Genomic DNA, 13990 nt, shown 5'->3' on the forward strand with positions numbered 1-13990 from the left:
CCCAAGGTTCCGGGACTACTCCGCCGGCGCGCTCCGGACGGCCGCGTGCACGACCTCCGCGACGTTGTAGCCGAGGATGCTCGCCACGTCGGTCAGCCCCGGAGTACTGAGGACCGCGTTGGCTTCACCGGCCTCCAGGCCGCCCCGCCAGCGGGTGTCCTCCCGGGGCTTCTCGTCGTTCCAGTACGCCCGCGCATGCCGCACGAAGTCCTCCGCCTCCGCACGCCCGGGACCGTCGAGCCGCCGGATGTAGTCCTCCAACTGCTCCTTGCCCACGTACGGGACGAAGGAGCTCCAGTTGCCGCCGGTGTCGTGGATCCTCGTGTTGTCGGGCTCCGCGTCCAGCGGAAGGTGCAGGAAGTCGGCAAGCCGCTCCAGAGACCGTTCCGGGCACGCCATGTGGTCCTCGTAGCGGACGACGATGTGCGGCAGACCGTACGTGTTGGCGGTGCGGAGGGCGTCCACGTACGTGTCCCGCCAGATGCCCGCGCCCCGCCACAGCGGCTCCCCGGTCCGGTTCCGGTAGCTGATCGCGAAGGCGATCGGGTTCCGCGCCGTGACGATCGCGTTCACCGGTGCCCGGTTCGCCGGGTCGGCGAGCTGCTGCTCGACGGCCTGCCGGAGCCAGGTGACGTACTTGCTCCCGTCCACGACCACCGAGACGCCCAGTGACCGGGCGAACCGCCGGTGCATGCCGAGGATGTCGTCGTACGACACCCGCTCCCGGAGCGCGTCCGTGAAGTGCGGGCACTCCTTGCCGAGCAGTGAACAGGGCCCGCAGCCTCGGCCGGCGTCCTTGTGGCTGTACTCGGGCATCTGCGTGAAGTTGTTCAGCTCGCCGACGTAGTGGGCGCCCCGGATCCGGGTGGTCATGTCGCGCCCGACCAGGGTCGAGCCCGAGAACAGCGTGCCGACGACGAAGACCGAGGTCGGCGGGCGGTCCTGCCCGTCGCGGAGCCTGGACCGGAGGTTCGCGAGCCGGCCAGGCTGAACGGGGGCCACCTGCTTCTCAGCGTCCATGTTCACGCCCACGGGAAAGATGAGGACCAGCCGGCCGGAACGAGACGACCGTGCAGAGCATTGTGCACGCTACCGTCGCCCACTTCGAGCGGCTCGCGAACGAACCCGTGCCCGGGATCTGCGAACGGGATCTCCGGCACCCGCATTGACCCTGTTCACTTCCGGCGGCGCTTTTGCTGGGGGCGCTTGGGGGTGGAGCGCTGGCGCGGCGGCTTCTTGCGGACGGGCTGTTGCTGGGCGTTGCGGCCGCGGGAGCTGTTGGGGGTGCGGCCGCGGACGATGCCGATCAGTTCCTCCATGAGGTCGGTCGTCTCGGCATCCAGCCAGGCCAGCCCGATCTGGGATTGAGGAGCGTCGGCCACGGTGCGGTAGGTGAGGTCTCTGCGGTGGTGGAGGCGGGCCAGAGACTGCGGAAGCAGGAGGACGCCGGCCCCCGACGCCACCAGCCCGATCGCGGCAGCGGTGTCCTCGGGACGGGTGAAGGCAGGCTGCCCGGGGCGGTCGCCCCAGGTCAAGACCTCGTCGAGCGGCTCGAACACGTCCTCGTCGGCGAGATCGGCAAGCTCCACCTCCTCCACCGCGGCCACCGCGTGGTCCTTGGGCACCACCACGACGGTTGTTTCCAGGTAGAGGGGGATCACATGGAGGCCCTCGCGGTCGACGGGCAGGCGTACGAACGCCGCGTCCACATCACCCTTCCGCAGCAGGGGGACGACTTCGGCGGCGGGGAACTGCACCAGCCGAAGCGGCACATCCCGCACCCGCTCGGCCCACACTCCAGCCCACTTCCCGGGCGTCACCCCGGGCACGTAGGCCAGCCGGAACTCACCTTCGGTCACTGCCTCAGCCTAGTCACGTCCAGGCAGCCCTCTTCCGCTGGCTACCCTTGAGTTCATGAGCGCGTCCAAGGCGAAGACCCCGCAGACCATGAAGCCCGCGACCGCGGCCAAGAAGCTGGGGATCCTGCTTTCGGCAGCGCCCGCCGAGTTCCAGGAAGGCCTTGTCTCCCGGGACGAATTGAACGCGCTCCAGGCCGACCCGCCCTCTTGGCTCGCCGACCTTCGCCGCGAGGGCCCCCACCCCCGCCAGGTCGTCGCCGCCAAGCTCCGTGTCTCCGCCTCGGGTCTGGCCCGCGCCGGCATCACGGGCCCCCTCACCACAGCCGAGATCGAGAACCTGAAGGCCGAAAACCCTGACTGGCTGGAACGCGAGCGAGCCGTCCGAGCCAAAGTCCGCGAAGAGGAACTCCGCCTCAAGCAGCAGCGCGCCAAGGCCTGACTCACTGGGGCTTCTCATCGCCGACAAGCAGCACGCACGCGTCATCGTCCGAACCACTCGACCGGGCTCCTGAGTAACGGACCGGCGTCAGCTGCTTCACCGATCAGAAATGCTCCGCCACGTCGTCAGTTCTGGCAGCCCCTCGCCACCCGCGGAAGGATTGACGACCATGACCGACGCCAGACCGCCAGGCGCCGACACGGCCGCGTTCATCGCGGCGGCCCGCTCCAACGACACGGCACAGTTCGCGCTCATCACGGAACGCTACCGGCGTGAGCTGCAGGTCCACTGCTACCGGATGCTCGCGAACTACGAGGACGCCCAGGACATGACGCAGGAGACGTTCCTGCGGGCGTGGAACAAGCGGGAGTCGTTCAAGGGCCACGCCGCGCCGCGGACCTGGCTGTACCGGATCGCGACGAACACCTGCCTCGACTTCCTGGAGAAGCGCAACGACCGCACACCCGTGCCCGCCGAGCTGCCGGACGCGGGCTCGGAAGTGCGTTACCTGCAGCCCTACCCGGACCGGATGCTCCCGGAGGACCCGCAGGAATCGGTGGTGGCGCGGGAGACGATCGAGCTGGCGTTCATCGTCGCCGTCCAGCACCTGCCGCCGCGGCAGCGGGCGGTGTTCATCCTGCGCGACGTCCTCGGCTGGCCGGCGTCGAAGGCCGCGGGCGCCCTCGAACTGACCGTCGCATCAGTGACGAGCGCACTGCAGCGGGCGCGCGTGACGATGCGCGAGCAACTGCCCGACCGCCGCCTCGACTGGCGGAGCCCCGCCACGCACGAGCTGTCGAATGACGAGCGCAGCGTGGTGAAGTCGTATATCGACGCCCATGAGCACAACGACCTCGACGGGCTGACGGCCCTGCTGCGCGACGACCTGCGCTTCGCGATGCTGCCCGAACCGGGCACCTTGGTCGTCACGGCCAAGGACGCGGTGGACGGCTGGGTCTCCGGCGGGCTCTTCCAGCGCGGCCACGACGACTGGCACTGCATCGCCACGACGGTCAACCGCATGCCTGCCGCCGTGCTGTACCTCCGCACCCCCGGCGACCCGGAATACCGTTTGCTGAACATCGCGGTCCTGCACATCGTGGACGGGAAGGTCGCCGAGCTCACCGGATTCGACGCCACCGACAAACCATGGCTGAGCCTGCCCGCGACGCTGTGATCAGACAGGTCCCCATCGTCGACCAGTCCAGCGCACGGGCCGGCGTCACCCGAAGTCACCGCGGATTGAGCACCCCGATTCCCTCATAGCCGAGGGTCACGGTGAGCATTTGGCCGTGCTCATCGCCTCGTCTCGTATCGGGTCAGCACCACGCCGCCGGGAAAGGTCCGCTTCTCGACCAGGTTCAGGTTCACCCAGTTGTCCAGCGCGGTGAAGAACGGCGTGCCGCCGCCCACCATGACCGGGTGGGTGACGATCGCGTATTCGTCGATCAGCCCGGCCCGCATGGCCGCCGCGGCGAGTGTGGCGCCGCTGATGTCCATGGCACCGCCGTCCTCGGCCTTGAGCCGGGTGATCTCGGTGACCGCGTCGCCGGTGACCAGGCGGGCGTTCCAGTCGACCGTGCTGATCGTGGAGGAGAACACCACCTTCGGCATGTCCCGCCAGCGACGGGCGAACTCGACATGCGCCGGTGTGACGCCGGGCTGCTGGTCGGCGGTCGGCCAGTGGGAACTCATCGTCTCCCACAGCCTGCGCCCGTACAGCGCCAGACCGGTCGCCCCCACCCGGTCGGACCACCACTGGAACAGCTCGTCGCTCGGCACGCCCCAGCCGAGGTCGTCGCCGGGCGCGGCGATGTAGCCGTCCACGCTCAGGCTCATGCCGTAGGTCAGTTTCCGCATCTGCCGGCCTCCTGTGAGTCGATCTCACACATACAGACGGGCGCGGCGCGGAAACCTAACCGGTGCGCGCGATGATCTCACGTGCATGCACGCGCCGGCCGGGACGGTCCCTGACCGGGGCTTTGAGTCGCCCTCGGCCTTAGGCTGGGCGGATGCGCAGAGTGGACCGCGTTCTCGCCCTGGCGTTCGCCGCTCTCCTGCCATTCACCGGATGCTCGCTTGCGGACACGCAGCCGAAGATCGAAAGGTCGGAGCTGATCGGGGTCTGGAAGTCCCACCAGGGCGGCCTCGTCGACTTCCGGTCGGACGGCACTTTCACCGCCCAGAACATCGCCTTCCCCGGTCAGTGCAGGACCGAGAAGGTGACCGGGGTTGAATACGCAGACCCTCACCGCGTGTCCGGCAACGGTACCTGGGTGGTGGGCAATCACAGTGACGAGCCCTACGGTGCGGTGATGGAATTCCACCCGAAAGCCGACCGCCCGATGGCGCGCAGTTGCACGGTTTGGGCGCCCCTCGTTCTTGACGACCACTCGACCATGCACCTGATGTACGACAACGCCGACGAACCTTATCGGCGCGGTTAGGGCGTGTGTGAGGCAGCGGCCGGCCCCCGGGGCATCGCGGTCGTCCCCATGCCCCGGACGCCTGTCTCCATAGGCTTCACTCCCATCCATTGCAACGTCTCAAGCATCGGGCGTTGCATTACCTTTCAGTGTCGTTGCAATGATTATGGCGCCTCCATCAGTGAAGATGCTGTTTTAGTGCAATGAGCGTGTTGCCTCGTCGGAAAAGCAACGTAGCGTTTGCAATGCCAGAATCAGAGACGAGTCGTAAGGCCACGATGTGAAGGCGGCCGAGCGAGCTATTTGAGAACAAGGTTTCCAGGAGTGCAGATGAACGGTATCTCGATCGCATCGGTCACCGTCGGCACGGCTCTGGCGCTGAGCGCCGTGGGCGCCGTGACGCCCGCTTCGGCGGCGCCCATCGTCCGGGCAGGGTGGAGCGCCGGATGGGCGGCGGCCGTGCAGCGCCCCGTCCCGGGCAACGACTTCGCCGGGCCGAACTGGTCCATGGAGGGCTTCGACGGCCAGACGGTCCGGCAGGTGGTCAGGCTGAGCAGCGGCGGCGAGCAGGTCCGCGTTCGGCTGTCGAACCTCTACGGCGACCGACCCCTGCGGATCACCGGCGCGAGCGTCGCGATCAGTGGGGACGGCGCCGCGCTCGAGCCGGGCGCCGTCCGCCGGCTGACCTTCGGGGGCGCACCTTCCGCGACGATCCGGGCCGGGCGGGTCGGCGCCTCGGACCGGGTGCGGCTGCCGTTCCGGGCACCCCGATCGCTGACGATCACCCTCTACCTGGCCGGCCCGACGGGGCCCGCCACCTTCCATGAGAACGGACTGGCGACCACCTACCGGGCGACCGGTGACCACACCGCCGACGTGGACGCGGGCGCGTTCGCCGGCGAGACCAGCCACTCGTACTACTTCCTGGCCGGAGTGGACGTCCGCGGGGGACACGGCCGGGGCACCGTCGTCGCGTTCGGCGACTCGATCACCGACGGGCACGGCTCCACGCCCGGCGCGAACCACCGTTACCCGGACCGGCTCGCCGAACGGCTCGCGGCGGCACGGCGTCCGCTGGGCGTCGCCAACGCGGGCATCGACGGCAACCTCCTGCTCAACGAGCTCACGCCGTGTTTCGGTGAGAAGGGCGTCACCCGCTTCCGGCGGGACGTGCTCCAGCAGCCGGGCGTCCGCACCGCGATCGTCCTGGAAGGCGTCAATGACCTCTTCGCGAGCGAATTCGACAACGGCTGCGGCACCACCCCGCGGGTGAGCGCGGCACAGCTCATCACCGGTTACCGCGCTCTGATCGGGGCCGCCCGCTCCCGGGGCGTGCGCGTCGTCGGAGCCACCCTCACGCCGTTCAAGACCCCCTACATCCCGACCGAGATGTTCGAACGCGCCGAGGGGATCCGGGAAGAGGTCAACCACTGGATCCGCACGTCGGGCGAGTTCGACGCGGTCGCCGACTTCGACCGGGCCCTCGCCGACCCCGAGGACGTCGACCGGATGCGCCCGGCCTACGACTCCGGCGACGGCATCCACCCCAACGATGTGGGCTACAAGGCCATGGCGGAGGCCGTCGACATCCACCGCCTCTGAACGGCCCCTTATGGAGGTCGGGCACAGGGCAGCCGTTGTTGCGTCCTCCGACGGCCAGCCGGGTCGGCAACTCTGTGCGCAGAGGATTGCTAGGAGCCCTTGAAGGCCGCCGGGTCATCCTCTCCTTGCCTTCCGACGCCCCAGATGCCGCCGGGCACGGCGGCCAGGTTGTAGACCGCGGTCCCGGCCGGGATCGTCACGGGCTCCCATTGGCCGCCGCTGTAGCGGTACGGGGGCTTCTCCGGCGGCGCGGACGCCTCCGGCGCGACCCAGGGGGTCCCGGACGCGTCCACGGTCAGGTCTCCGAGGTCGGGGTACCCCGCCGGGGGCGCGATGTAGGTCCATGCGGTGCCGTTCCAGTGCGCCAGTCGCTCGGCCGTGATGCCCCAGACGTCGTTCGCGGCGACCGGGACGACTTTGCGGAACCAGTCGTTGCCCGCGGGAAGTGGGACGTTCTTCCAGACCGCGCCGTCGAAGTGCGCGGCGGCGGGCACCTGCTGCAGGCCGTCCTTGTAGCCGACCGCCCATGCGTCGGACGCGGTGAGCGCCTGGAGGTCGGCGACGTAGTCGATCCCGGGCACGTCGACGGCGGTCCAGGTGTCGCCGGTGCGCTTGAACAGCCCGTCCCCGGACTCCAGGTCCCAGGTGCTGGCGAAAGTGCCCGCCGGGCCGGTGACGAGCATGGTGACGTACTTGGCCGGAACCGCGACCTTTTGGAACGCCGAGCCGTCGAAGCGTGCCACGTAGGTGCTCCACCTCCCGCTGGCACCGAGTCCGCCGGCGATCCAGGTCTCGCCCGCGCCTGAGGCGATTCGCGCGATCTCGCCCTGGTCCGTCCAGCCGTTGATCGGATACTCCTTCCACGACGAGCCCGCCCAGCGCCGCACGACCGGGTTCCCGTCGTTGTACACGGGGCACAGATCGCCCCAGCGCAGGCAGTACTTGCCCTGCACGCCGCCGACCCAGACTCCGCCCGCGCCGTCGGCGGTGACGTCGTAGAGCCGCGCCGTCGGCCACAGGAAGGGCAGGGGGGCCGTGCGCAGTTCGGAGGCGGCCGCGAGGGCGGGTCCGGGAAGAGACGCGATGGCGGCGGCGATGACGGCCGCGATGGCACGTTTCATGCGAGCACTATCCAACCAAACCCAAAAGAACACCAGTGTCTGCTAGTGCTGGGATCACGTTGGGCAGGGTGCTGCACATCGAAGACGTTGATCCGGAACGCCTCAAGACCTACAGCCACGGCGGAGTCTCCGGCGGCGTGGAAGAGGACTTCGCTCCCGGCCAGATCGTGGTCACTGCGGCGGTGGCGATGGGCTTCGCGATCGACGGCTGAACGTCCGGGGCCGGAGCGGGTCAGAGGTCTCCGAGCGCGGTGTCCGCGTCGGCGAGCCGGTCGGCCGTGATCGCGCGGCCGATGAGCGCTCGGAGGTCGTCGTTGACGTCCCAGACGTTGACGTTCATCGCGGCGGTGACGAGGCCGTCGCGGAGCCAGAAGGCGATGTACTCGCCGCTGGTGGTGTCCCCTCGGACGACCACGTCGTCGTCGGAGCGTGCGTGGCCGACGTACTCCATGCCGAGGTCGAACTGGTCGGTGTAGAAGTACGGCTGCCAGTCGTACCGGTCAGGACGGCCGAGGATCGACTTCGCGGCCAGCCGGCCCTGACGGATGGCGTTGTCCCAGTGCTCGACCCGCAGGGATCGTCCGAGCGCGCTGTTGCGGGCGTTCACGACATCGCCCGCCGCGAGGATCGCGGGGTCGCTGGTGCGGAGCCGTTCGTCGGCGACGACGCCGCCGTCGACCTTGAGGCCGGCGTCGGCGGCGAGAGCGGTGTTGGGGGTGGCGCCCGCCCCGATGACGACCAGGTCGGCGGGAACCAGGCCGCGGTCCGTCCGCACTCCGGTCGCCCTACCGCCGGATCCCACGATCTCGAAGATCGATACCCCGGTGCGGAGGTCGACCCCGTGGGAGCGGTGCAACTCGGCGAAGTACCGGCCCAGGCGATCGCCCAGCACGCGCTGGAGGGGGAGTGGCGCCTGCTCGAGCACTGTCACCTCACGACCGGCCGCGCGCGCGGCGGACGCCACCTCCAGGCCGATCCAGCCGCCACCGATCACGACCCATCGACCGCTCTCGTCCAGCGCGGCTCTCAGCGCGTCGCTGTCGCCGATCCGCCGGAGCGTGTGCACCCCGGCCAGCCCGGTACCGGGGATGTGAGTCCGGCTCCGATGACGACACATCCCGGAACTGCGGCCATCGCAGGCTCCTTCCTGATCCATCTCGTTCACGGCTAGGGGTTCACGGTCAGACGGTTCATGCATCACGTGCCGGGGGCCGGGCGTCAGGCGGTCGCCGCGGCGAGGAACTCGGCGCGGGTGGCCGGGTTCTCGCGGAGGGCGCCGGACAGTGCCGTCGTCCTGGTGACCGTCTCGCCGGCCCGTACGCCGCGCAGGGTCATACAGGTGTGCTCCGCCTCGATGACGACACCGACCCCGCCGGGGCGCAGCTGCTCGTCCAGCCAGGCGGTGATCTGCCGGGTGAGGCGCTCCTGAACCTGCGGGCGGCGGGCGAACATCTCCACGACGCGGGCGAACTTCGACAGCCCGAGGATTCGGTCGCCCGGCAGGTAGCCGACGTGTGCGGTCCCGGTGAAGGGGAGCAGATGGTGCTCGCAGACCGACTGCACCGGGATCGACCTGACCACGACCAACTCGTCGTACGCCTCGTCGTTGGGGAAGGTGGTCATTTCGAATGCGCGCGGGGTGAGCATCTCCCGGTACGCCTGGGCCATCCGCAACGGGCTGTTGTACGTGCCGGGCTCGTCACAGGTGACGCCGAGCGCTTCGAGGAAGTCCCGTGCCGCGCGTGCCGCCACCTGCAGGCCGACATCCGGGTCCATCGAGATCGGGTCGTGGCCGGCGGACGGGTGGCCGCTCGGGGAACTGATGGTCTCGGTCATGACGGAAAAGGGTCGGTGCGCATGGATTGGCTCCAGGTCTAACGGATAGTAGCCTTAACGTTAGAGTTCGAGCAGTTGTAACGTCAACCCCGATGTCCGTTAGAAGGTGGGGCGGGTGCCTCGATCCGTGCAGGACTTCGCCGGGATCGGTGCCCTTGCCGAACCGGTGCGCCGAGAGCTCTATCTCTACGTGTGCGCGCAGCCGGCGCCGGTGAGCCGGGACCAGGCCGCCGAAGCGGTCGGCGTGCCGCGCCACCAGGCCAAGTTCCATCTCGACCGGCTCGAGGCCGAAGGGCTCCTCGAAGCCGACTACGCCCGCCTCACCGGCCGCACCGGACCCGGCGCCGGACGCACCTCCAAGCGCTACCGCCGGGCGCCGCGCGATATCGCCGTCTCGCTGCCGGATCGGCGGTACGAGCTGGCAGGACGGATGATGGCCGAGGCGATCACGGAGTCGGCGCGATCCGGCACACCGGTCCTCGACGCGCTCCGCCAGGTCGCCGCCGAAGAGGGAAGGGCGATCGGGAGCGCGGTCACCGGCGACGGCTCTCGAACAACGCCTGCCGAGGCTCTCGACGCCGCCCTCACCGCGCTGGCCGAGTACGGCTACGAGCCGCGGCGCGAGGGCGACCGCGCGGTCATGGCCAACTGCCCCTTCCACGCCCTCGCCCGGACGCACACCGAGCTCGTCTGCCACATGAACCATGCCCTCATCGGCGGGCTCATCGACGCGGTCGGAGCCCTCCAGTTCGAGGCGCGTCTCGACCCCGGCGAGAACCGCTGCTGCGTGACCCTCACGCCGAGGCCGCGATGACGGCCTCTCCGCCCGGCGCTCATGCCGACGGGTCCGACGGGCGCGACCTGGTCGCCGTCCTGCGGCGCTGGGAGGATTGCGGGGCGGTGTGGCGCGTCCTGGCCCGGGGCCCGTCCGGGGTCACGGTGGCGTTGTGCCAGTGCGACGGCGGCCAGGAGGTCGAGCGGTTCACTTCGACCGATCCCCGACTGCTGGCATTCCTGGCCGGCCGGTCCAGCAGCGCTTCCGAGGAGGCCTGACCGCCACCGGGGCGGTCCGGCGCTCATGGCGTCTCGATTCTGGTGCCCGCCTCGCCGGCGAGCAGGGCGGGCGCGTCGGTGAGGGAGCCGATGACCGCCGCGGCGCCGGGACGCTGCTCGGCGAAGCGGCAGGCCGCTTCCGCCTTCGGCCCCATGGAGCCGCTCGGGAGGTCCATCGCGCGCAGCCGGGCCGGGGTGATGAGGCCGACGGGACGGGCGTGCGCGGTGCCGTAGCCGGCCATCACCGCGGGGACGTCGGTGAGCAGCATCAGCGTGTCCGCCTTCAGGCGCGCGGCGAGGAGCGCGGCCGTGAGGTCCTTGTCGACCACCGCCTCGACACCGTGGTGGTCCGGGTCGACCGGGACGCCTCCGCCGCCGGCCGCGATCACCACGCAGCCGTCGTCGACGAGCCGCCGCATGGCCGCGAGTTCCACGATGTCGCGCGGTTCGGGAGAGGGGACGACCCTCCGCCACAGACGACCGTCCGGGCGCATCGCCCATCCCCGAGCGTCCCGCAGCCGCCGTGCCTCGGACGGCGGGTAGCCGCGGCCGATGAACTTGGTCGGATCGCGGAAGGCGGGGTCGGCCGGGTCGACCAGGGTCTCGGTCAGCAGGGCGACGACCTCCCGGTGGGGAAGGACGCGGCGCAGCTCGCGGATCAGCCAGTAGCCGATCATGCCCTGGGTCGCGGCGCCGAGGGCGTCGAGCGGGTAGGGCGCGGCGAGCTCCGGGTCCGCGGCGCTCTCGATCGCCAGTAGCCCCACCTGCGGACCGTTCCCGTGCGTGACGATCAGATCGTTGCCGTCCGCCAGGGCCGCGAGGCCGCGGACGGCCTCGCGGACATGCGCGATCTGGACGGCGGCGTCCAGAGGCTCCCCGCGCCGCAGCAGCGCGTTGCCTCCGAGTGCGGCGACGATCCTCATCGCCGTCCCTCCAACCGGCCGGTCAGGAGGGCGTAGAGGACGGCCTGGGCGGCGGGGAGCCGGTTGGCGGCCTGTCTGAAGGCCAGTGACCGTCCGCCGTCGATGACGGCCGCGGTGACCTCCTCGCCGCGATGGGCGGGAAGGCAGTGCATGAACACGGCGTCCTCACCGGCACGGTTCATGAGGTCCTGGTCGACCCGGTACGCGGCGAACACGGAGCGGCGGCGCGCGCGTTCGTCTTCGGGATCTCCCATGGACAGCCAGACGTCGGTGTAGACGACACTTGCGCCACTGGCCGCCGCGGCGGGGTCCTGCGTCACCACGATGCTTCCGCCGCGCCTTTCGGCTTCGGCCCTGGCGGACGCGAGGGCCTCCTCTTGGGGCAGGTAACCGTGCGGGGAGGCGATGGCCATCTCCATGCCGGCGACCGCGGCGGCCTCCATCAGGCTGCGGGCGACGTTGTTGCCGCCGTCGCCGACGTAGGCGATGCGGTGGCCGTCCAGCTCTCCGAAGTGCTCCTTGACGGTCAGCAGGTCGGCGACGGCCTGCAGCGGATGGTGCCCGTCGGTCAGCGCGTTGACCACCGGGATCGGGGCGGCGGCCGCCAGTTCCTCGACGTCGGTGTCGGCGAAGGTGCGGATGACGATCGCGGCGGCGTAGGAGCCCATCACCCGGGCGGTGTCGGCGATGGTCTCGCCGCGCCGCAACTGCAGTTCGTCCGGCCCGACGGTGACGGGCGCGCCGCCGAGCCGCGCGACCGCCGCCGCGGTGGACAGGCGGGTCCGGGTGGACGGCTTGGCGAAGTACATCGGGACGATGCGGCCGGCCAGCAGCTCGTGAGCCGAGCCCGGTTCGTCCTGGAACCCGATGGCCAGCTTCAGCAGCATGGCCAGGTCGTCGGCGCTGAGGTCCGCGGTGCGGAGCAGGTCCTTCATGGGGTCACCTCGTCGCGGTGCAGGGGGCAGGTCATGCATCGGGGGCCGCCTCTGCCGCGGCCGAGTTCGCTGCCGGGGATGGTGATGACCTCGACGCCGTGGTGGCGGAGCATGGTGTTGGTGGTGACGTTGCGCTCGTAGGCGACGACGACGCCCGGTTCGACGGCCAGGACGTTGTCGCCGTCGTCCCATTGCTCGCGCTCGGCGGCGCGGACGTCCTGATCGGCGGTCAGGACGCGGACGTGCGGCAGGTCGAGGGCGCGGGCGATGGCGGGGAACAGCGCCTCGTTCTCGTGCACCAGCACCTCGGTGGCCCGGCCGGGCGTGAGCGTGTAGGACCGCAGCGGCGGCAGCCCGCGGTAGACGGTGAAGGCGTCCCGGTCGACCATGGTCATGACGGTGTCGAGGTGCATGAACGCCCGCCGCCGGGGCAGCTGGGCGGCGATGACGCGGTGCGCGGCGCCCTCGGCGAACAGCCACCGGGCGAGCAGTTCGATGGCCTGCGGTGTCGTCCGCTCGCTCATGCCGATCAGGACCAGGCCCTTGCCGAGGACGTGGATGTCGCCGCCTTCGAGCGTGGGGAGGGCGAAGTCCGCGCCGGGATACCAGACGGGCTGGGACCGCTCGGCGAACATCGGGTGGTACCGGTAGATCGCGTCGAGATGGAGGGTCTCGCGGCGGCGGGCGGGCTTGGCCATCGGATGCAGGGTGACGCCGCCGTACACCCAGGCCGATGGGTCGCGGGTGAACAGGTGGTTGGGCAGCGGCGGAAGCACGAAGTCGCCGTCGTCGAGCGAGGCCAGCAGCAGGCTGTGGACGGCCAGGCCCATCTCCGCCTTCGTCAGCCCGCCGATGAGGTGCCGGGCGAGGGTGTCGGGGTCGAGGCCGTCGAGCGCGGCCCGGACGGGACCGGCCAGCGTCGGCCCGAGCACGGTATCGGCGGCGGTGTGGTCCAGCACGTGCGCCCGCGCCTGGTCGTTCTTGAGGGTCTCGGCCAGCAGGTCGGCGACGTAGAACACCTGGACGCCGCGCTCGCGCAGAGTGTCGGCGAACACGTCGTGCTCCTGCCGGGCGCGCTTCGCCCACAGCACCTCGTCGAAGAGCAGGTCGTCCTTGTTGGCCGGAGTGAGGCGGAGCAGTTCCAGGTCGGGGCGGTGCAGCAGCACCTGGCGCAGCCGCCCGACCTCGGAGGAGACGGTGAACAAGGGATCTTTCCTTTCGGACGGCGGTTCAGGCGGCGGTTCAGGCGGCCTTGGCGGGCGGCTCGGGCTCGCTTCCGACGGCCTCGAGCGGGGTGCGGGCGTCGCGGTACTTCAGCCACGCGTAGACGGGGAATCCGGCGAAGACCAGCAGCGTGCCCTTGAAGACGACCTCCTGGCCGGCGCCGGAGACCGCCCACACCGAGTAGCCGAACGCCAGCAGCGCGATCACCGCGTCGCGGGCGAGCCGGCGCCCGGAGAACGCGGCATGGTCGGTGGCGAGCAGCACCAGTTCGGCGGCCGCCGCGTAGGCGTAGGGGATGACGGTGGTGAGGGTGGCGAGCAGGATCACGAAGGTGAACTGGTCGACGAGGCTCGCGTTGTAGTTCATCGCCATCAGCGCCGTCACCAGCACGCTGGAGATCACCAGACCGGCGACCGGGGTGCCGCCGCGTCCGGTGCGGGCGAAGATCCGGGGGAACAGCCCGTCGCGCGCGGCGGCGAACGGCACCTGGCATGACCGCCGACGGGGAGAAGGAGGCGGCGGAGATGTACGCGCGGGCCGAGGGCCACCCGGCCGCGGCGCGGTTTCCCTTC

Annotated in this window: 17 protein-coding genes; 7 read left to right on the plus strand and 10 right to left on the minus strand. The window is 70.4% G+C overall.

All coding sequences use genetic code 11. From position 1 onward, the window contains the following. Positions 1-15 precede the first annotated feature (15 nt). Positions 16-1020 (minus strand): hypothetical protein, encoded by a 1005-nt coding sequence (locus AB0K37_RS18870; protein ID WP_363982399.1) that lies wholly within the window; start codon positions 1018-1020, stop codon positions 16-18. 155 nt (positions 1021-1175) lie between these two features. Further along, the gene (locus AB0K37_RS18875) at positions 1176-1859 is read right to left on the minus strand and encodes a LysR family substrate-binding domain-containing protein (RefSeq protein WP_363982402.1); all 684 of its coding nucleotides are present in this window, start codon (positions 1857-1859) and stop codon (positions 1176-1178) included. A gap of 55 nt (positions 1860-1914) precedes the next feature. On the opposite strand from AB0K37_RS18875, the gene AB0K37_RS18880 reads away from it, so the two are divergent. Beyond that, entirely contained in the window at positions 1915-2298 is a 384-nt protein-coding gene (locus AB0K37_RS18880) for a DUF5997 family protein (protein WP_363982405.1), read from the plus strand. Positions 2299-2467: 169 nt separating this feature from the next. Further along, positions 2468-3475 carry an RNA polymerase subunit sigma-70 gene (locus AB0K37_RS18885; RefSeq protein ID WP_363982408.1) on the plus strand — a complete coding sequence of 336 codons (1008 nt, stop codon included), beginning with the start codon at positions 2468-2470 and terminating at the stop codon, positions 3473-3475. 119 nt (positions 3476-3594) lie between these two features. Here AB0K37_RS18885 and AB0K37_RS18890 read toward each other — a convergent pair whose 3' ends face one another. Next, the gene (locus AB0K37_RS18890; protein WP_363982411.1) at positions 3595-4158 is read right to left on the minus strand and encodes a dihydrofolate reductase family protein; all 564 of its coding nucleotides are present in this window, start codon (positions 4156-4158) and stop codon (positions 3595-3597) included. A gap of 152 nt (positions 4159-4310) precedes the next feature. Between AB0K37_RS18890 and AB0K37_RS18895 the strand changes: the two genes are divergently transcribed. Together AB0K37_RS18895 and AB0K37_RS18900 are read left to right on the plus strand one after the other, a co-directional pair. Continuing rightward, the gene (locus AB0K37_RS18895; protein WP_363982414.1) at positions 4311-4745 is read left to right on the plus strand and encodes a hypothetical protein; all 435 of its coding nucleotides are present in this window, start codon (positions 4311-4313) and stop codon (positions 4743-4745) included. Positions 4746-5054: 309 nt separating this feature from the next. Continuing rightward, entirely contained in the window at positions 5055-6326 is a 1272-nt protein-coding gene (locus tag AB0K37_RS18900; protein ID WP_363982417.1) for an SGNH/GDSL hydrolase family protein, read from the plus strand. An 89-nt stretch (positions 6327-6415) separates the two neighbouring features. Here the strand turns inward: AB0K37_RS18900 and AB0K37_RS18905 are convergent, their stop codons facing one another. Continuing rightward, positions 6416-7447: a hypothetical protein gene (locus AB0K37_RS18905; RefSeq protein WP_363982420.1), complete on the minus strand. Its 1032-nt coding sequence runs from the start codon at positions 7445-7447 to the stop codon at positions 6416-6418. A gap of 68 nt (positions 7448-7515) precedes the next feature. Between AB0K37_RS18905 and AB0K37_RS18910 the strand changes: the two genes are divergently transcribed. Then, entirely contained in the window at positions 7516-7659 is a 144-nt protein-coding gene (locus AB0K37_RS18910; protein ID WP_363982423.1) for a hypothetical protein, read from the plus strand. Positions 7660-7679: 20 nt separating this feature from the next. Here the strand turns inward: AB0K37_RS18910 and AB0K37_RS18915 are convergent, their stop codons facing one another. Together AB0K37_RS18915 and folE are read right to left on the minus strand one after the other, a co-directional pair. After that, positions 7680-8645 carry an FAD-dependent oxidoreductase gene (locus AB0K37_RS18915; protein ID WP_363982426.1) on the minus strand — a complete coding sequence of 322 codons (966 nt, stop codon included), beginning with the start codon at positions 8643-8645 and terminating at the stop codon, positions 7680-7682. Positions 8646-8665: 20 nt separating this feature from the next. Then, a complete protein-coding gene (folE, locus tag AB0K37_RS18920; protein ID WP_363982449.1) occupies positions 8666-9223 on the minus strand; it encodes a GTP cyclohydrolase I in 558 nt (185 codons plus the stop codon). A 175-nt stretch (positions 9224-9398) separates the two neighbouring features. Here folE and AB0K37_RS18925 point away from each other — a divergent pair, with 175 nt between their 5' ends. Together AB0K37_RS18925 and AB0K37_RS18930 are read left to right on the plus strand one after the other, a co-directional pair. Then, positions 9399-10097: a helix-turn-helix domain-containing protein gene (locus tag AB0K37_RS18925; protein ID WP_363982429.1), complete on the plus strand. Its 699-nt coding sequence runs from the start codon at positions 9399-9401 to the stop codon at positions 10095-10097. Then, a complete protein-coding gene (locus AB0K37_RS18930) occupies positions 10094-10336 on the plus strand; it encodes a hypothetical protein (protein ID WP_363982432.1) in 243 nt (80 codons plus the stop codon). Before AB0K37_RS18925 ends, AB0K37_RS18930 begins: the two co-directional genes overlap by 4 nt. Positions 10337-10359: 23 nt before the next feature. Here the strand turns inward: AB0K37_RS18930 and AB0K37_RS18935 are convergent, their stop codons facing one another. Genes AB0K37_RS18935 through AB0K37_RS18950 form a run of 4 tightly spaced genes read right to left on the minus strand, consistent with a single transcriptional unit; the run spans position 10360 to position 13904 of the window. Then, positions 10360-11259, minus strand: coding sequence for a carbamate kinase (locus AB0K37_RS18935; RefSeq protein ID WP_363982434.1), 900 nt, complete (start codon positions 11257-11259; stop codon positions 10360-10362). Then, on the minus strand, positions 11256-12194 hold the full coding sequence (argF, locus tag AB0K37_RS18940) for an ornithine carbamoyltransferase (RefSeq protein WP_363982437.1): 939 nt from the start codon (positions 12192-12194) through the stop codon (positions 11256-11258). Before argF ends, AB0K37_RS18935 begins: the two co-directional genes overlap by 4 nt. Further along, on the minus strand, positions 12191-13399 hold the full coding sequence (locus AB0K37_RS18945) for an arginine deiminase (RefSeq protein ID WP_363982440.1): 1209 nt from the start codon (positions 13397-13399) through the stop codon (positions 12191-12193). Before AB0K37_RS18945 ends, argF begins: the two co-directional genes overlap by 4 nt. Before the next feature lie 37 nt (positions 13400-13436). Continuing rightward, on the minus strand, positions 13437-13904 hold the full coding sequence (locus AB0K37_RS18950) for a hypothetical protein (protein WP_363982443.1): 468 nt from the start codon (positions 13902-13904) through the stop codon (positions 13437-13439). Between the last annotated feature and the right edge of the window lie 86 nt (positions 13905-13990).

This window comes from Actinomadura sp. NPDC049753, from assembly GCF_040674655.1.
Taxonomy (GTDB): domain Bacteria; phylum Actinomycetota; class Actinomycetes; order Streptosporangiales; family Streptosporangiaceae; genus Spirillospora; species Spirillospora verrucosospora.

Bases quoted from the DNA above. Each gene is read 5' to 3' on its own strand.
- AB0K37_RS18870 (WP_363982399.1), bottom strand. From the start codon at position 1,020: ATGGACGCTGAGAAGCAGGTGGCCCCCGTTCAGCCTGGCCGGCTCGCG.
- AB0K37_RS18880 (WP_363982405.1), top strand. From the start codon at position 1,915: ATGAGCGCGTCCAAGGCGAAGACCCCGCAGACCATGAAGCCCGCGACC.
- AB0K37_RS18885 (WP_363982408.1), top strand. From the start codon at position 2,468: ATGACCGACGCCAGACCGCCAGGCGCCGACACGGCCGCGTTCATCGCG.
- AB0K37_RS18890 (WP_363982411.1), bottom strand. From the start codon at position 4,158: ATGCGGAAACTGACCTACGGCATGAGCCTGAGCGTGGACGGCTACATC.
- AB0K37_RS18895 (WP_363982414.1), top strand. From the start codon at position 4,311: ATGCGCAGAGTGGACCGCGTTCTCGCCCTGGCGTTCGCCGCTCTCCTG.
- AB0K37_RS18900 (WP_363982417.1), top strand. From the start codon at position 5,055: ATGAACGGTATCTCGATCGCATCGGTCACCGTCGGCACGGCTCTGGCG.
- AB0K37_RS18905 (WP_363982420.1), bottom strand. From the start codon at position 7,447: ATGAAACGTGCCATCGCGGCCGTCATCGCCGCCGCCATCGCGTCTCTT.
- AB0K37_RS18915 (WP_363982426.1), bottom strand. From the start codon at position 8,645: ATGCATGAACCGTCTGACCGTGAACCCCTAGCCGTGAACGAGATGGAT.
- folE (WP_363982449.1), bottom strand. From the start codon at position 9,223: ATGGACCCGGATGTCGGCCTGCAGGTGGCGGCACGCGCGGCACGGGAC.
- AB0K37_RS18930 (WP_363982432.1), top strand. From the start codon at position 10,094: ATGACGGCCTCTCCGCCCGGCGCTCATGCCGACGGGTCCGACGGGCGC.
- AB0K37_RS18935 (WP_363982434.1), bottom strand. From the start codon at position 11,259: ATGAGGATCGTCGCCGCACTCGGAGGCAACGCGCTGCTGCGGCGCGGG.
- argF (WP_363982437.1), bottom strand. From the start codon at position 12,194: ATGAAGGACCTGCTCCGCACCGCGGACCTCAGCGCCGACGACCTGGCC.